The following is a 15138-nucleotide window of genomic DNA, read 5'->3' on the forward strand; positions in this document are numbered from 1 at the left end:
CTTATCATAAAAAAACAGGCTATTTTACGATTAATTTACAATTCTCTCGAAAAAATGACTGTGATTTACCAATTTGATATATTAATAAAATGATTTTACTTTCTAATATACTTCATCCTGTAAAGCATTCATTTTACAGTCATGAAAAAGATTTCAAAATGACAGGTAGGGGAAGAAGTTGAAAACTGATTAACCCATTCAATCCATAACAGTAAGGAGATACTATGAAAAAGATCAAATTAGCGATTATTGGTACAGCCGCTACAAGGGGTTGTTTTGAACTAGCGGATAGAAATAAGTTAGAAAAAATAATTAACTGGGAACTTCTGCAGTATCAAAGCTCTGCTATCAGCTATGCATCGGATAAACCATTTGACATTGATTTTAATAAGCTAAAAGATGTATCGGCGTTTAGCGCAAAAAACATCAAGCAGGACATTGATAAAGATTTGTTTAAGCGGCTTTTAGAGTTTAATCCTGAATATATTATTTTTGACTTTTTAGCGGAAGTCAATTATGGAGTATGTTTAATCAAGGATTCATTTATTACAAATAATAGCCGATTGAAACTTTTTGTTGAAGAACAAGATCATATTGAAAAGTATTCTTTTAATCATAATAGGGAAGCATTCGAAGGTCTGCTGAAAGATCGCTTTGAAGCGATATGCCGTTTCCTTTCAGATCATTTGCCGAATACAAAAATAATCATTCATATACCGCAATTTGCAGGAGCATATTATGATGATCATTATATATTGCGCAGTTTGAATCGTACAGACATTTTAAAACGCTCGGAGCGCATTAACCGCGTTTCCAATCAATTCGAAGAAATATCTCTATCGCATGGCTTGCCCGTTCATGTCATTAGTATGCAAGACAAAAAATATTTTTCTAATTCGAAACATAAATGGGGAATAGGATTCAATCATTATGAATCCAGTTATTATATTGATTTTCAGCAAAAACTATTAACATATATTATTGGTGATTTGTTAGGACATTAGAAAGGAATCAGATATAAAGATGAGTCGCAAAATAAAAGTAGGCGTTATCGGTTCATGTGTATCAAGGGATGTTTTTAATAGCAAATTTATAAATAACTATAAAGACATTTACGAGTGTGTCAGTACAGCGTGGCAATCTTCGATAATTAGCTTTGTATCTAAATCAGTGCCTGAGGTCCCCAAAGACTTAAATCTTGAAAACATCAAAAGCCGCCATAGACAAAATACCGTATTAAGAGATTTAACAAAGCCGTACCGCGATGAAATGATTGATATTCAACCGGATTATATCATTTTTGATTTATATGCTGATGTGAGATATGGAACGGTGAAGTATGCTGACAGCTGTTTTACAGATAATCCAAATGGATTAAGGCACACCGATTTTTATAAAAATACTCATTTCGATGAAAAAATTAATTACAGAGTCGACAAAAATAGATTTTTCAAAATGTTAATGGCATCATTAGATGATTTGCTTGAATGGCTTAACAATAACCTGCCCCAGACGAAACTATTATTAAATCAATTTAAATATACAGACGTATATATTAATGAAGCGAATGAAATGGAATTTTTCAGCAAGAAAAAGTACCGCTTCCTGGATAAAGAAAACAAAATTTATGGAGAACTCTATGAAATAATTAAACAAAAGTACCCTGACATTGACTTTATCAGGCAAGACATCAATTTTTATACTTCAGACGGTGCGCATGCATTTGGCGTTTCGCCGTGGCACTTTTCCAAAAAATATTATGTGGATTTCTTTAGTCAATTAAATGAAATTGTTTTAAAAGATATCGTAGAGAATGAATTAGCGTTATGAAAGTGAGATATATTGTCGTATCAGTTGCTATCATCATTATTGTGTATCTTATATACAGTTGGAATAGAATCGAAATCAAAACGTTTTTTAATCATGGCGTCACCAATGTTACTTGGTTTAACAACAATGATAATACAGCGGATAATATACAAGAAGCATTAGATTATGCCAAAAGAAAAGGCAGCGTTAAATTGTATTTTCCTGCGGGGCAATATAAAGTTAATAAAGCCTTATCTCTATATCAAAACACGACTTTGATTTTTGATAAGCGCGCAACCCTTATTCGAACCGGCGAGCAAATTGTTATGTTTATGAATGCCGGTCAGGATAAAGGATACAAACAGCGGGGTAAATATGATGGCGAGGGTAATATCCATATCATTGGCGGAAACTTTGACTTTAATATAAAAAACCTTCCTATGGATAAAAGTAATTTCTTTGTTAATATCAACCATGCCAATAATGTTTCGATTAAAGGCGCCAAGTTTTATAATTTTCAGGCAGGCCATGCCATTCAAATTGCGAGTTCAAAAAATATTAGAATCGAAAATAATGAGTTCTGTGATCAATTCATTAATTATAGTCATTACCGTCTTTTGGATGAAACCATTCAAATAGAGGTAGCAAATAAAGTTTCTTTTCCTTCCTATGGTTTATATGACGATACAATATCGAAAAATATTACCATTCGAGGCAATCGTTTTAAAAATGTTATCAGAGGCGTAGGCACTCACGGGATAGCCAGAGACAAAAACGGAAATATATTAAAGTCCCAAAATATAACGATAGAAAATAATGTCTTTGAAGATATAAAAGATACGGCCATTAGTCTTTCAGGCTATGATAACGTGATTGTAAAAAACAATGATATTGATAAAAACAGAAAAGATGCAATAAGCATGAACGGTGTGGATTATTCCAGAATATTAAATAATACAATTACTGGATCAGGTGAAAAGGGTATTTATATGAAAGATTCAAACTTTAATATGATTAGAAACAATCGTCTGGAAAATGGAAATCAGTCTATTTATCGCCTAAATAGCCAATTCAATGTTATTACGGATAATACGCGCGTTACAAAAGAACCGGTTCCCGATTTATTGCCTGATTCGGATGGTGCGAACTTTTATGCAAGACTTGACAGCAACAAAAACCAGTACCAAGCCTTTTTATAAACGCCAAAAGTTACATAATCGGAAGGAATTTTTGGAGCGCGCCGGTGGGAATACTTTTAAAAAAAAGTTTGTCGTTTTTTATCAGTACATGAGAAACGATTCATGCTATTCTTTGTGTGAAAGATATTTGCATCTAAGGATTGATGATTCTATAAAAATACGGTCAAAAGAGCCCCTTAATGTATGGCACCCCAAAAGTTAGAGTAACAATCTAACCTTTGGGGTCTTTTTGACACTAAATAGCCAATTCGAGTGCTAATATTGCGAATATTTATTATGTAAAAGCAGATGGATAATTTTTAAAAATGACGTTGCTTTTACATTTTTTGTGATATAATAACAGAGGGTTTGGAGTGAGCCACAAATGCCCATGGGTAAAGATTATTTGAAGAAGCACTGGCGGCTGGCCCTTTTGTTACTTTTTTCCCAAAAGTTAATGATACATAAAATGAATGAAATAATTAGGGAACTGAAAAAAGGTATATCTCAAATTAGAGCACTGCATCTAAAACAAGATTTTTCAACCGATAGAGATATCATATAGCTGAACGAACTGTTTGTTTTGAAAGTATTCAATAGAAATGTTGCGAGTCCAAAAAACAATTGAGCGCTCGACAAGTAATTAGTGCCTAATTCCGTTGTTAATGATATAGCGGGGAATATCCATTAACTAGAGTATAAGTTTTTATAGCAAACTTATACAAATCGCAAATAATCTTAATCAATAAATTATTTCGGTGACAAGAATGGTTATTTGGGGGTTATGAAAAGGTAACAGCCGTTATACTCTTATTGGCTTAGATAGGGTCATACAGTCCAAAATAGTTTTATTAACCTTTAGGAAGAAAAGGATTTTATGGTAAAGGAGAAAAATATGAAAAAAATTATTTTTGCTTTTTTATCAGTATTTTTAGTATTAGGCATTCTTTCTGCTTGCAGTGATACAGAACCTGCAAACAGCAGTAAAGACTCTAAAGAGACAGACATTAAAGAGCAAGATCATAAGAATAACGAAGAAAAAGAAAGCGCTAGTGAAGAATCAAAGAAAACAAAGGAAGAACCCGATAAACCTCAAGAAGAAAATAAAACTGTCCAGTCAAATAAAATATATAAGATTGGCGAGACAGCTAAAATAGGAAACTTTGAAATTACAATAACAAATGCAACTTTCACTAAACCAGATGAATATACTCCCGCTAAAAAAGGCAGTGTTCTAACACTGGATTTACGAGTGAAAAACATTTCAGATTCATCAGATGTAATTGACAGTACTGATTTTTCTTTATCCGATGCAACCGGAAATATGGATAAAGATTATTATGGCTATGATGAAGAGGCTATATCAGCCTCTGATAGGATAAACCCCGGTAAAACTTTAACCGGAAAACTTTTTTATGATATTCCTAACGTTAATGTCTATGAGTTACAGTACGAAGCACCATTTTCTTTGAAAGAGAAAAAGATAATCTGGAAGTTACCGAAAAGTGACATTCAATATCCTTAATTTATCTGGTGTTTACTCTAAGAAAGAGTTTACATATCTATTTATATAGGAGGAATTAAAATGGCAACGCAACATAGTGAAAGCGTTAAGAACCCTACAAGCAGAGTGGCCGAAATGGTTCTAGGTATTGCAGGGGGTATTTTTGGCATTATTGCAGGTCTTTTTGCCATATTTCTTGAAGTGATTGCCCAAGTTGTTACCGAAAGTGAAGGCGGATTTGTAGTTTTAGGAACTGCTTGTATTGTTGTCTCTATTTTAGCAATCATATTTTCTTGCATTATTAACAAAAGCCGCATTCTTTTTGGAATTATTATTTTGATTTGCGGTGTTTTAAATATAGTATTTGTGAGCTACTTCGGTATTCTAAGCGGCATTCTAATTGGTATCTCTGGTCTCTTGGCTTTAATAAGAAAGTAATTAAAATTTGACGAAATAACAGGAGTGACACTCAGCTCCTGTTTTATTTATTTAATTGACTAGCATTACAATGTGATTTATATAAAGTTTATGATTGTTCCTGCGTTCGTCTATGAGTATATGGCTTTGAAGAAATGAAAATAAAAAAAACAGAAAAGACACCTATTTAAACTTTTTCAATGACCTCTTCAACATCATTCTTAGGGCTGTTAACTAGTGTCGAAACCTCGTATGCTTCCATTTGATTTGCATCATACGGTGTCAGGAGGCTTTTAAGGCAGTCTTCGTCATCAATGCTTCGGTCTAACCACGCTGATTCAGCGTCTTTGGACAAAATCGCCGGCATCCTGTCGTGAATGTTCTTCATCAAATCGTTTGGGGCTGTTGTGATTATCGTACAAGATTGAATCATTTGGCCGTTATTTTCCCATCTGTCCCAAAGTCCGGCAAAAGAGAAAATGCTGTCGTCCTTCATTTTAATTCGCATCGGTATTTTTTTATCATTTGCTTTTCTCCATTCGAAAAAACTGTCTGCAGGAATAATGCATCGGCGTCTTTTCAACAGCCGTCTATAGGCTGGTTTTTCATCTATTGTCTCAGCGCGGGCATTAATCATTTTATAGCCTGCCTTTGGATCTTTGGTCCAAGCCGGAATCAATCCCCATTTTAAATAGCCTATCCTATTGTTATTTCCATCGTTTACAACAGCCAGAACGTTTTGAGAAGGGGCAATGTTATATCGTTTATCGAAAGGTAAATCAATTTGCGCGATATTGTAATAAGCAAACAAATCATTAAGTTCATGCACAAATGTGAAGCGGCCGCACATATGACCAACCACCTTATCGTTTTATCAACAATTATATATAAAAAAGTTCTTGTTACAATGTAATAAGCGTTTAAAACCAAATGAGGCAGGTTACCTCTGCAAGCCGGGAAAGACCCAAATGCCAGATGCTCTGAGCAAGTCCCGGTATACGGCTATTTCCTCTTGTTTGCTCATTTTTGATCTGTTTTGGTCTTCATCCATATATGCGATATGAGTTATTTTTCTATGCGGGTCATTGTAGACGTCTTTATTGACCTCGTTAAAAATCACCAGAGCCCTTTTCATATGGCTGGCACTTGTGATAAGCGTGATGTCTTTTATTTTTTGATTTTCTGCAATATCCATTGAAAATAAGGCGTTTTCTACGGTGTCCATGGCCATGTCTTCTTTGATGATCCGGTCTTTCTTAATCCCGTTATTGACCAGCCAATGATACATAGCTGCCGCTTCCGTCCGTCCTTTCCTAGGCACGCCGCCTGTGACGATAACCTTTGAATGAGGATACTTCTCCGCTGCCTTTTTCGCTGCTTTCAATCTTTCTAAAAGGGGTTTTTGAATTTGTCCATTATCGGATAAACCAGCTCCCAGCACAACAAAAGCGTGATTGCCGTTATCCGGGAGATGATTGGGGATTTCCCCATTTATCTTCATATCCTCAATTCTCTCAACATCCTTTAATCGGCTTTTATATTTATTGGCTCTTTTTTTATTTATTTTTTCTAATTGATTATAATTTGTTTTGAACGCTTGCTCATCTCCCTCAGCTTTTGAGTATAGCGCATAGGCTAATCTTGCCTTAAAGTTATTGTTATCCATTTTCAAAATTTGTTTATAAGTTTTCAGGGCTTTGGGCACTTCATGATGGAATACTTGAGTTGAGGCAAGATCATACTTCAGATCCATATCATATGGATCCATTACAGCCGCTTCCCGGAATGCCGCTTCGACGACATCTAAATTGTCACGTAACGGCATGCTGCCAAAGAACTTTTTTGCTTCTTTAATATGGCCGCCGTGCCAATTATAGTACATGGCGATATTCTCTAACGCTTTTATACGTTTATTTGTGGGGCCTTCTTTTTTTGCCGTTTGAAACCAATGGTCGAGCTTTTCTTGTTCATGAAGATGAACGATTTTACTTTCTTTGGCATTTGCTGTAGGGGAAGAGAGAAAGGCATTGGTACTTGTTAAAGAATGATTGCTGCACCCGATTAAACCTGTGAATAGACAAACTGATAAAAATGAGCCTATCGTTTTTTTCATGTGCAGACCTCCAAACACTTTGTCTGTTTTGTATTTTTTGAAGAAACGGGGGCATTATAAATGAACTTTTGTATATGTAAAAAAACGCCTGTTTCAATATTCCTAAATCCGGTCCGAACCTAACAGAATGGCGAGTGAATGAGATCGTTATGATTGACTGGGGGATGCGCCTGCATTCATTCTATTCCAATTATTATGCCTCACATGCTAAAATTCATGAATCAACGGCAAGTGAATGATTTTTATTCAAACTACAGATAAAAAAGAAAGGAAACATTAGTCATTTTAATGCTGAAAAGCTATGACGGCTGTGTATTTGAAGCTTTGTTTTGAGGTTGATTGTAAGAGGGTTAAACACGGAGATGCAACACAGTATCCACATGTTTAATATCGGCAAACCGGCATGATAATTTAGCTTTAAACAAAAAACTGCTGCCCATACAGAGCAGCAGGAACAAATACCATATATGCCGAATTACTGCTATTATAATAAATAGCATATTATTCCATCATGGGTCAATAGACGTATATAAGAAAAAACGGCTGTGCTGGATAACTGCTTTTCATGGGGTAAAGAAAATCCTCTGAGTATCATAAAAAGGAGATTAAGAAATTTTATGGGAAAGCATCAAAGTGATTTTGTAATGATAGCCGATTTTTCGCTTTGCTCGGCCCTTGGATAATCAGACAAACAAGGGATAATAAAGGCTGCCTTGCTTTTAGGTGCCTGTTTTATCTATATTAAGTAAAACAAAATCTCTTGTTTTCTCTTTTATTCTATTAAAATAAAAGGCCAACCCCATAACGCTTATCTGACATCATTGTTACATATTAATATATTTATATTTTTTTGACAAATGGAGTTTTGCCAACAATCCAGCGAGTTAATGGCGGGCGCTATTTTTGACCTGAAATAAAGTTGTACAACTTATCAGCTAAATCTTCGGCTTCTTGATGATTAAGTTTCCGGGATAAGGCTTTAATCAGCATCGGCTTCTCATCTTCAAAACTGATATTATAGTCCATTAGAAAGCACCAGTTCCATTGGGGAACAGCGACTATACAGTTATCTTTCAAATCATTTTCGCAAAAATAAACCTGTACAGAATCGTTTTTAAGATCAAATGCTCTATGGTTCATTTTTTTGATATCCTTTCTCCGTGTCTTTTGTTCAGCCTATTTTATATAAAAGAGACATTTTTTATTATGATTTTCCCGTTAAGTTGCTTATATACCTCATTATCGAAGATTTGCTAAAAGGGGGTTAGCAAGAGAAGACATGCGGGAATTTGGCGTATGAAAGGGCAGGTTAACGTTCATGAAGAACGGTGTGCAGGTGCGCTTAAGCCAAGATGTAAGTGGTTATGAGACAATCACGCTGCGGCATAGATATTTGAGTAACATCTTAAAGGGGTGCTCAGCATGGTTTTATTGACTTGGGCCGGTTCGATGTTAGCCGCAGGCGGGGTGATTGGTTATGCGGTATCTCAGTATCGGCAGGGCAGAAAAGAAAGACAAACTTCAAACGCGGATATCGCGGAGAAGATTGATTACAGTTTTACGAAATCAGATCAATATCCATCTCCCTTGGTAAAAGTTAATGAAGTCATTGACCAAGCAAAAAAGACCTTGGATATAGCAGTATTTATTATTACCCAAGATAAAATCATCGCACGAATCATTGAAGCGAAAAAGCGAGGCGTTAAAGTAAGGGTTATAACGGATGGCGAACAAGCCCAACGATACGCTAAGAATACAATAGGTGCCTTGCTTGATGAAGGTATACCAGTTAAAGTGAGCACACATGACGGATACATGCATCTAAAAGTCATGATAGCGGATAATCAAGCGGTTTCTGTTGGTTCCTATAATTTTACAAGAAGCGCTGAAGAAAGACATGATGAGGTTATCGTGATCATCAAAAGCAGAAAGATCGCAAAAGAATGGACCGAAAAATATAACACCATGTGGCATGATGAAGTTAACTTTACCGATTATTCAAAGCATATTTCAGAAAAATATGCTTAATGAGTTGCTTTTCGTGCTGATAAGCTTGGGCCGAATGTCTCTCTAGAGGTTTTTCATAATTAATAACCTTTCGAACCTATTTGACTTATAGGCATCATGCGATTAATATCTGTTTAAAGAAATAAAATAATTGAAAATTGAATATAAAGTCAGTCGACCGGAAAAACAAAAGCTCCTGAAAATTTCAGGAGCCGTCAATTTTTCCGAAAAAATGAGCGCGATTAGAAAAAATGCCGCTGCATAACATACTTCAATACTATCAGAAGTAAACTATAATTAAAAAACAAGTTGATTTATTTAACAAAGGGGAAAGTAATGGAGAGTATTGATAAGGAAGCTGTTCCAGCAGAAAGATGATATCTGCTTCAAGCTGGAAAACCGGCGCACTATTGAAATGAATGGACAAGAAGCATTTGGAAAAGTCTTGGCCGTTTAATATTCATATCATGTCGTTCGAATGACGAAGATAGATCAAACGAATAGCTGATTGGCATTCAATTATAAACTATAAAAACTAAAAAATTAAAGGCGGTGAGTCATGGGGATTGAAATTGTTGTATTAAGACTTGGGCTTGCTGCTTTTTTCGGATTAATTATTGGTTTGGAACGTGAATTAAAGCAAAAACCTTTAGGCTTAAAAACGTGCATTATCATCTCCGTCTGCAGCAGTCTTTTAACTATAGTATCTATTGAAGCATCCCTGCAATTTAGTGATGTGAATAAAAATATTAGAACTGATCCGATGCGGCTGGCAGCACAAATTGTAAGCGGGATCGGTTTTTTGGGAGCAGGGGCTATTTTAAGGAGAGGCGTCTTGGGCGTTTCAGGACTGACAACAGCGGCTATCATCTGGGGAGCTTCGGGTCTTGGCATTGCCACCGGCGCAGGTTTTTATGCAGAGGCTGGCACGGGTGCGATCATAATCTTGTTCACCCTAAAAATCTTGCCCTTTCTTATATCCCGTTTCGGTCCGAAAAAACTGTTTCATCAAGAATTGAAAGTATCTATCCAAATAGATAAGAGCGATAAGCTAACGGAGATTTTAAGTGAATTAAAAGCCAATCAAATAAAAGTAAAAAATTTGCGGATTAAAGATTTGCCTGATGGAAATTTTCAATTGGACTTGAGAATTATGGCATTTGATAAATTGCATACAACGGATGTTTATTTTCTTATTAGAACAATGGATGGTGTAAAGAGCGCTGAAATTGAAACCTTTTAAATTCTCATTGTCCAATACAGATATGAGCCCGCCAACCGGTGAATAAATGGAAGATCAAAGCCTTCGTTCATCAGCTCAAGCGCCTTTTACTAAACGTATTTTTGGAAGATGTGGCATCAGCCCCTTGAAAAAGGCAATGACAAGTATATTATAGCGCTTTAAAATAAAACAAGCATGACAGGGTTTCCGTTTATAAGGGGACCAAGTTTATCTTACTGGATGCATGATGTTAAATTTGCTAACCGCAATAATGGGGGTGTCTTGGAAACTTATATTTATAAACTATGTTTGTTATCATTGTAGAGTTTGAGATTTGCCATTTCTTACAAGCAAGATGTTTCACATAATGGGTTAACTCAGAAAAGGATGTGATCTTATATGGCAATAGAGAAGAAACAAGATAATGGGGTTAAGAAAATCATATTTAATGGATTCCAAGCATACGAATTAAATCATTTTCCATATCAAGCTGTCGTTATTCCTGAATTTGGCGGGAACCTTGTCGCCTTTCGTGATGTCGAAAAAGACTATCGTTTTATTCGGGAACCTCTAGATATTGAAGATTTTAAACAAAATCCATGTCTTTACGGGATTCCCGTCCTGTTTCCGCCCAATCGTTATGAAGACGGCACATTTGAATTCCAGGGACATGTCTATCAATTTCCAATCAATGAAAAATCTAAGAACAATCATTTGCACGGCTTTTTCTATGATAGACCTTGGGAAGTCGCTGGGAAAGGACAAACTGAAAACAGCTGCTATATTGAACTCTCTCAAACGATTGATGAACAAACGGAAGTTTATCGATATTTTCCGCATCCATTTACAATCATTTTACGTTATTCGCTGTCTTCAAAAGGCCTAAGTCAAAAAGTCTCCGTTATCAATAAGGGGACAATATCAATGCCGTTAATGCTTGGCTTTCATACGTCAATCCATGCGCCTTTTGCCAAGAACAGCAAACCGGAAGATTATACAGTATATTTAGCCATTAAGGACAGGATAGATTTAAATGAACGCTCCTTGCCAACGGGAAAGCGATTGCCTTTGGATGAAAATGAGAAGAAACTGGCAGCGGAAGGGATTTCACCTTATTTTAACCCCCTTGACCATCATTACTCAGCTGTAAATAATGGTGGCAATTGCATGATATTAACGGATAAAAAGGAAAAGGTTTCACTTGTCTATGATGTCGGCAATCAGTATCATTTTTGGATGTTTTATAACAAAGATGCCAAAAGCGGCTTCTTTTGCCCGGAACCGCAAACGGGCATGGTGAACAGTCCTAATGTGAACTTGCCGTCTAGTCACACAGGTCTCATTGAATTAAAACCCGGAGACACGTGGACGGCGGAATCTCGCCTGTATAAAAAAGAAGAAAATGGAGGGGTTTATGGTTAGGAGAAAAGCAAGCGCCGATCATGTGGTGGGAAACAACCCAAATATTGCTTAAAGCCGCTTTCGAATTATCGGGCTATTAAACAATATAATACAGGCATAACGATGATTGATATGAATGGCAGAGATACGGCATTTATTACTATCAACAGTCATGAACACCTTAAAAAATTAGCGGCCATTAATTCTTAAAAGACAATTAAAGTGATAAGAAAGTTCATCGTAAGCAGTTTTATTTAGACAGGAAAAGGGTTTAAGCCGCTTAGAAATCATCATATTCGTTCTTGTGTCAATGGGATTGAATTTATTCTTTCAGCAATAGGGCTTATTATGGCAGTCTCTGCCATTTGTGTGCGGCGAGTCCAAACATTGTTCAAAGCAACTGCGGGGAGGAGGATATCGTGAAGATCATTATTGCCCCTGATTCTTTTAAAGAAAGCTTATCAGCGCTTGAAGCGGCGAATGCAATAGAAAAAGGTTTTAAGGCTGTTTTCCCTCATGCAGATTATACCAAGCTGCCGATGGCTGATGGCGGTGAAGGGACTGTCCAATCCCTAGTCGATGCGACGAAGGGGAGGATTATTCACAAAAAAGTTGCCGGTCCATTAGGAGATCCAGTCGAAGCTTTCTTTGGACTTCTAGGCGGCGGTAAAACAGCAGTCATCGAGATGGCTGCTGCTTCAGGGCTCCATCTCGTTCCGCAGAAGAAGAGAAACCCGCTCATAACAACTACCAAAGGTACTGGCGAGCTGATTCAAGCGGCTCTGGACTTAGGGGTTAGCCATATTATTATTGGGATCGGCGGCAGTGCGACAAATGACGGCGGAGCCGGGATGATTCAAGCCCTTGGAGGAAAGCTTTTGGATAGAGATGGCCGTGAGATTGGTCCGGGCGGCGGCTCACTTTCTGAATTGGCGGCCATTCATTTGGATAATTTAGACCCGCGCTTGAAACAAGTTAAGATAGAAGCTGCCTGTGACGTCGATAATCCGCTGACAGGTCCAAGAGGCGCATCAGCCGTGTTTGGACCGCAAAAAGGCGCAGACCCTGGCATGGTTTATCTGCTTGATCAAAATCTTAATCATTATGCCAATGTGATTGAACAAACGATTGGAAAACAAATAACGGACATCCCTGGCGCAGGTGCTGCCGGAGGGCTCGGCGCAGGATTGTCGGCTTTTTTATCAGATGAAATGAAATCCGGTATTGACATTGTTCTCGAGACTGTTGATTTTGAAAATCAAGTAAAAGACGCATCGCTGGTTGTCACCGGAGAAGGCCGGATTGACAGTCAGACCATTTACGGAAAAACCCCGATAGGTATTGCACAATCATCAAAGAAATACCGTGTGCCAGTCATAGCATTGGCGGGCTCCCTTTCCAATGACTGTGATGCCGTTTTAGATCACGGGATCGATGCTTTGTTCAGCATTGTACCGGGGGTTACTCATCTGCAGGATGCGTATGAAAATGCCGCTAAATATATCGAAAATACAGCGAGAAATGTTGCGGCTGCCTTGAACATGTCTTTAAAATGAAGGGTGTTTTTTAGGCAAGTTTTTAGAAATTTAATAGAAAATATTACATGCCCGGGAGAAATCCAGAGCATTTTTAAATAAACGTTTAATTAATCAAAATTTGATAACGATTCTTTACCGATTTACTTTCAATGCCCAAGACAAAAATGTATAGTGAGGCGGCTGTAATAAGCGGCCCCAAACCAGCTTCGGATAAGTTGATTCCAGAATAACTAATTGCTTCGTCATGAAAGGAAAAAGCATGTATTTTGAATATATTTACAAGAATTAATCAACCCATCTCTATTTTTTAGCCTGAAAACTTTTGGTGGAATTTTCTCTATTTCCAAGAGCTTCTCAAGAATATTTTCCGGGAAATAATGACGTGTTTCGACTTTAAAAATGAAATGGCACCTTTTGCTATTTAAATAATCAAGTGAACTGTTGGGAACAAGATATTGGTAGACGGATTATATTTTGTTTTTGTTAAAATACAGCCTCCCATTTAGATAAAGCTTCCATATTCTCTGCAAATAATTGGCTGACCCTAAAAATTTATATGTCTTATCGGATCAGCCTAACAATGGTATGCGAGCTATTTTCTCGAAATAAAGTTTATAATATCTTGGTTTTACAATAGACCCACTGTTCAAAAACGGCTGATGCGTACAATCATGAACAATGAAGAACGTTCGCAGCCAAAATCTATCTGCCGGGATAGTGCATCATCGTGTCAACCAATCAAATTAAGCGAAATTCCATCAGATGATAAGCGGCCCGATTGAATGAATCAGCTGTCCAACACTCTATCGCAGCACGCTGCCGCCTGATATTTTGACTGACTCGCCGACGATATTTTCTGCCGCATCTGTTAATAAAAAGGCAATTGTATTGGCAACTTCCTTTGGCGTCGTAATACGACCAGATGGAATGGAGGCTTTAATGACTTCGGCTGCAGATCGCTGTTCATGATTCGCTTTATTTTGTACAGAAGTTCTTCCCATTTCTGTATCAACAAAGCCAGGGCAAACAGCGTTAACCCGTATGCCATGATCAATCGCTTCAAGAGCCATCGAATGGGTAAATCCGATCAAAGCAAATTTTGATGCGGCATAAGCTGTTCCTCCATGTGTTCCCCTTAGCCCCGATAATGATGCGACGTTTACAATGGCACCGTCTTTTCTTTGCTTCATCGTTTTATAGATTAATTGAGTTAACAGCACGGTGGAAGTGTAATTCAAGTGCATAATCCGTTCCATTTCCGCTTGTTCAAGTTCATCGACGGGGCCGCCGCCTAATACACCTGCATTATTTACAAGCAAAGAAATCGGACCGAGTGCTTCTTCGGCAGCATTAACCAGTTTCTCGCGATCTTCCTCTTTTCCGAGATCCGCCGCATAAGAAAATACTTTAATATGAGGTTCTGCTTCGTTAATTTCTTTAGCGAGCTTATCTAATTTTTCATGCCGCCGTCCTGTAATTGTTACATCGGCCCCCATTTGAGCAAGTAATTTTGCCGTTTCGGAACCGATGCCGCCGGTGGCTCCAGTGACTAATGCATGTTTGCCTTTTAAGGCGTCTTTTGCAAATATACTCATGTGACTCTCTCCTTTGTTTAAATTTTGACTAGTACACCAATTTGTATTTATCTTAACATAAGAAATGTCTAAGCCGACTGACAAACCTTAATGAATTTTGTTTGCCGCATGCTTGTCAAAATTGGCATAATCGTTTAATATTTATGTATAGTCAAACATGAAAAAGTCAGCGGTGAATGATAGCCGGGTTACTAATGAGCATGAACCCGCAAACATCATGAGAATCATCGGCAGCGCTGAATTTGAAAATTTTTTAAAGCTAAAAAGACAAGTAAACATGATCATAGGCAAAGGCGCCTGGCAAAACAATAAACGTTGTATTGCCGGGCGCTTTTATTTGTCTTTATAAAAAGA

Annotated in this window: 13 protein-coding genes; 9 read left to right on the plus strand and 4 right to left on the minus strand. The window is 37.2% G+C overall.

Going from position 1 to position 15138, the window contains the following annotated elements:
- Window positions 1–224: 224 nt before the first annotated feature.
- The 5 genes from JOD45_RS10280 (at window position 225) to JOD45_RS10300 (ending at window position 4929) form a co-directional block, all read left to right on the plus strand.
- Window positions 225–1004, plus strand: coding sequence for a DUF6270 domain-containing protein (locus tag JOD45_RS10280; RefSeq protein WP_205003805.1), 780 nt, complete (start codon window positions 225–227; stop codon window positions 1002–1004).
- A 19-nt stretch (window positions 1005–1023) separates the two neighbouring features.
- Window positions 1024–1830, plus strand: a complete 807-nt coding sequence (locus JOD45_RS10285; RefSeq protein WP_205003806.1) for a DUF6270 domain-containing protein — start codon at window positions 1024–1026, stop codon at window positions 1828–1830.
- On the plus strand, window positions 1827–3008 hold the full coding sequence (locus JOD45_RS10290; RefSeq protein WP_205003807.1) for a right-handed parallel beta-helix repeat-containing protein: 1182 nt from the start codon (window positions 1827–1829) through the stop codon (window positions 3006–3008). The genes JOD45_RS10285 and JOD45_RS10290 overlap by 4 nt, the downstream gene beginning before the upstream one ends.
- 874 nt (window positions 3009–3882) lie before the next feature.
- Entirely contained in the window at window positions 3883–4512 is a 630-nt protein-coding gene (locus JOD45_RS10295) for a DUF4352 domain-containing protein (RefSeq protein ID WP_205003808.1), read from the plus strand.
- A 60-nt stretch (window positions 4513–4572) separates the two neighbouring features.
- A complete protein-coding gene (locus tag JOD45_RS10300; RefSeq protein WP_205003809.1) occupies window positions 4573–4929 on the plus strand; it encodes a DUF4064 domain-containing protein in 357 nt (118 codons plus the stop codon).
- A 166-nt stretch (window positions 4930–5095) separates the two neighbouring features.
- Here JOD45_RS10300 and JOD45_RS10305 read toward each other — a convergent pair whose 3' ends face one another.
- The 3 genes from JOD45_RS10305 to JOD45_RS10315 all read right to left on the minus strand — a co-directional run bounded on the left by JOD45_RS10305 (window position 5096) and on the right by JOD45_RS10315 (window position 8161).
- On the minus strand, window positions 5096–5758 hold the full coding sequence (locus JOD45_RS10305) for an SOS response-associated peptidase (RefSeq protein ID WP_205003810.1): 663 nt from the start codon (window positions 5756–5758) through the stop codon (window positions 5096–5098).
- Window positions 5759–5848: 90 nt separating this feature from the next.
- Entirely contained in the window at window positions 5849–7021 is a 1173-nt protein-coding gene (locus tag JOD45_RS10310) for a YdcF family protein (RefSeq protein WP_205003811.1), read from the minus strand.
- An 897-nt stretch (window positions 7022–7918) separates the two neighbouring features.
- Window positions 7919–8161, minus strand: coding sequence for a YueH family protein (locus JOD45_RS10315; protein WP_205003812.1), 243 nt, complete (start codon window positions 8159–8161; stop codon window positions 7919–7921).
- Between the two features lie 282 nt (window positions 8162–8443).
- On the opposite strand from JOD45_RS10315, the gene JOD45_RS10320 reads away from it, so the two are divergent.
- The 4 genes from JOD45_RS10320 to JOD45_RS10335 all read left to right on the plus strand — a co-directional run bounded on the left by JOD45_RS10320 (window position 8444) and on the right by JOD45_RS10335 (window position 13207).
- Window positions 8444–9049 (plus strand): phospholipase D-like domain-containing protein, encoded by a 606-nt coding sequence (locus JOD45_RS10320; RefSeq protein WP_239549208.1) that lies wholly within the window; start codon window positions 8444–8446, stop codon window positions 9047–9049.
- 538 nt (window positions 9050–9587) lie between these two features.
- Window positions 9588–10271, plus strand: coding sequence for an MgtC/SapB family protein (locus JOD45_RS10325; RefSeq protein ID WP_205003813.1), 684 nt, complete (start codon window positions 9588–9590; stop codon window positions 10269–10271).
- Between the two features lie 378 nt (window positions 10272–10649).
- A complete protein-coding gene (locus tag JOD45_RS10330) occupies window positions 10650–11672 on the plus strand; it encodes an aldose 1-epimerase (protein ID WP_205003814.1) in 1023 nt (340 codons plus the stop codon).
- Between the two features lie 398 nt (window positions 11673–12070).
- The gene (locus JOD45_RS10335; RefSeq protein ID WP_205003815.1) at window positions 12071–13207 is read left to right on the plus strand and encodes a glycerate kinase; all 1137 of its coding nucleotides are present in this window, start codon (window positions 12071–12073) and stop codon (window positions 13205–13207) included.
- Window positions 13208–13992: 785 nt separating this feature from the next.
- Here JOD45_RS10335 and JOD45_RS10340 read toward each other — a convergent pair.
- Window positions 13993–14784 (minus strand): SDR family NAD(P)-dependent oxidoreductase, encoded by a 792-nt coding sequence (locus JOD45_RS10340; RefSeq protein WP_205003816.1) that lies wholly within the window; start codon window positions 14782–14784, stop codon window positions 13993–13995.
- Window positions 14785–15138: the final 354 nt, after the last annotated feature.

The organism is Scopulibacillus daqui, from assembly GCF_016908855.1.
GTDB classification, from domain to species: domain Bacteria; phylum Bacillota; class Bacilli; order Bacillales; family Sporolactobacillaceae; genus Scopulibacillus_A; species Scopulibacillus_A daqui.

Bases quoted from the DNA above. Each gene is read 5' to 3' on its own strand.
- JOD45_RS10280 (WP_205003805.1), top strand. From the start codon at position 225: ATGAAAAAGATCAAATTAGCGATTATTGGTACAGCCGCTACAAGGGGT.
- JOD45_RS10285 (WP_205003806.1), top strand. From the start codon at position 1,024: ATGAGTCGCAAAATAAAAGTAGGCGTTATCGGTTCATGTGTATCAAGG.
- JOD45_RS10290 (WP_205003807.1), top strand. From the start codon at position 1,827: ATGAAAGTGAGATATATTGTCGTATCAGTTGCTATCATCATTATTGTG.
- JOD45_RS10295 (WP_205003808.1), top strand. From the start codon at position 3,883: ATGAAAAAAATTATTTTTGCTTTTTTATCAGTATTTTTAGTATTAGGC.
- JOD45_RS10300 (WP_205003809.1), top strand. From the start codon at position 4,573: ATGGCAACGCAACATAGTGAAAGCGTTAAGAACCCTACAAGCAGAGTG.
- JOD45_RS10305 (WP_205003810.1), bottom strand. From the start codon at position 5,758: ATGTGCGGCCGCTTCACATTTGTGCATGAACTTAATGATTTGTTTGCT.
- JOD45_RS10310 (WP_205003811.1), bottom strand. From the start codon at position 7,021: ATGAAAAAAACGATAGGCTCATTTTTATCAGTTTGTCTATTCACAGGT.
- JOD45_RS10315 (WP_205003812.1), bottom strand. From the start codon at position 8,161: ATGAACCATAGAGCATTTGATCTTAAAAACGATTCTGTACAGGTTTAT.
- JOD45_RS10320 (WP_239549208.1), top strand. From the start codon at position 8,444: ATGGTTTTATTGACTTGGGCCGGTTCGATGTTAGCCGCAGGCGGGGTG.
- JOD45_RS10325 (WP_205003813.1), top strand. From the start codon at position 9,588: ATGGGGATTGAAATTGTTGTATTAAGACTTGGGCTTGCTGCTTTTTTC.
- JOD45_RS10330 (WP_205003814.1), top strand. From the start codon at position 10,650: ATGGCAATAGAGAAGAAACAAGATAATGGGGTTAAGAAAATCATATTT.
- JOD45_RS10340 (WP_205003816.1), bottom strand. From the start codon at position 14,784: ATGAGTATATTTGCAAAAGACGCCTTAAAAGGCAAACATGCATTAGTC.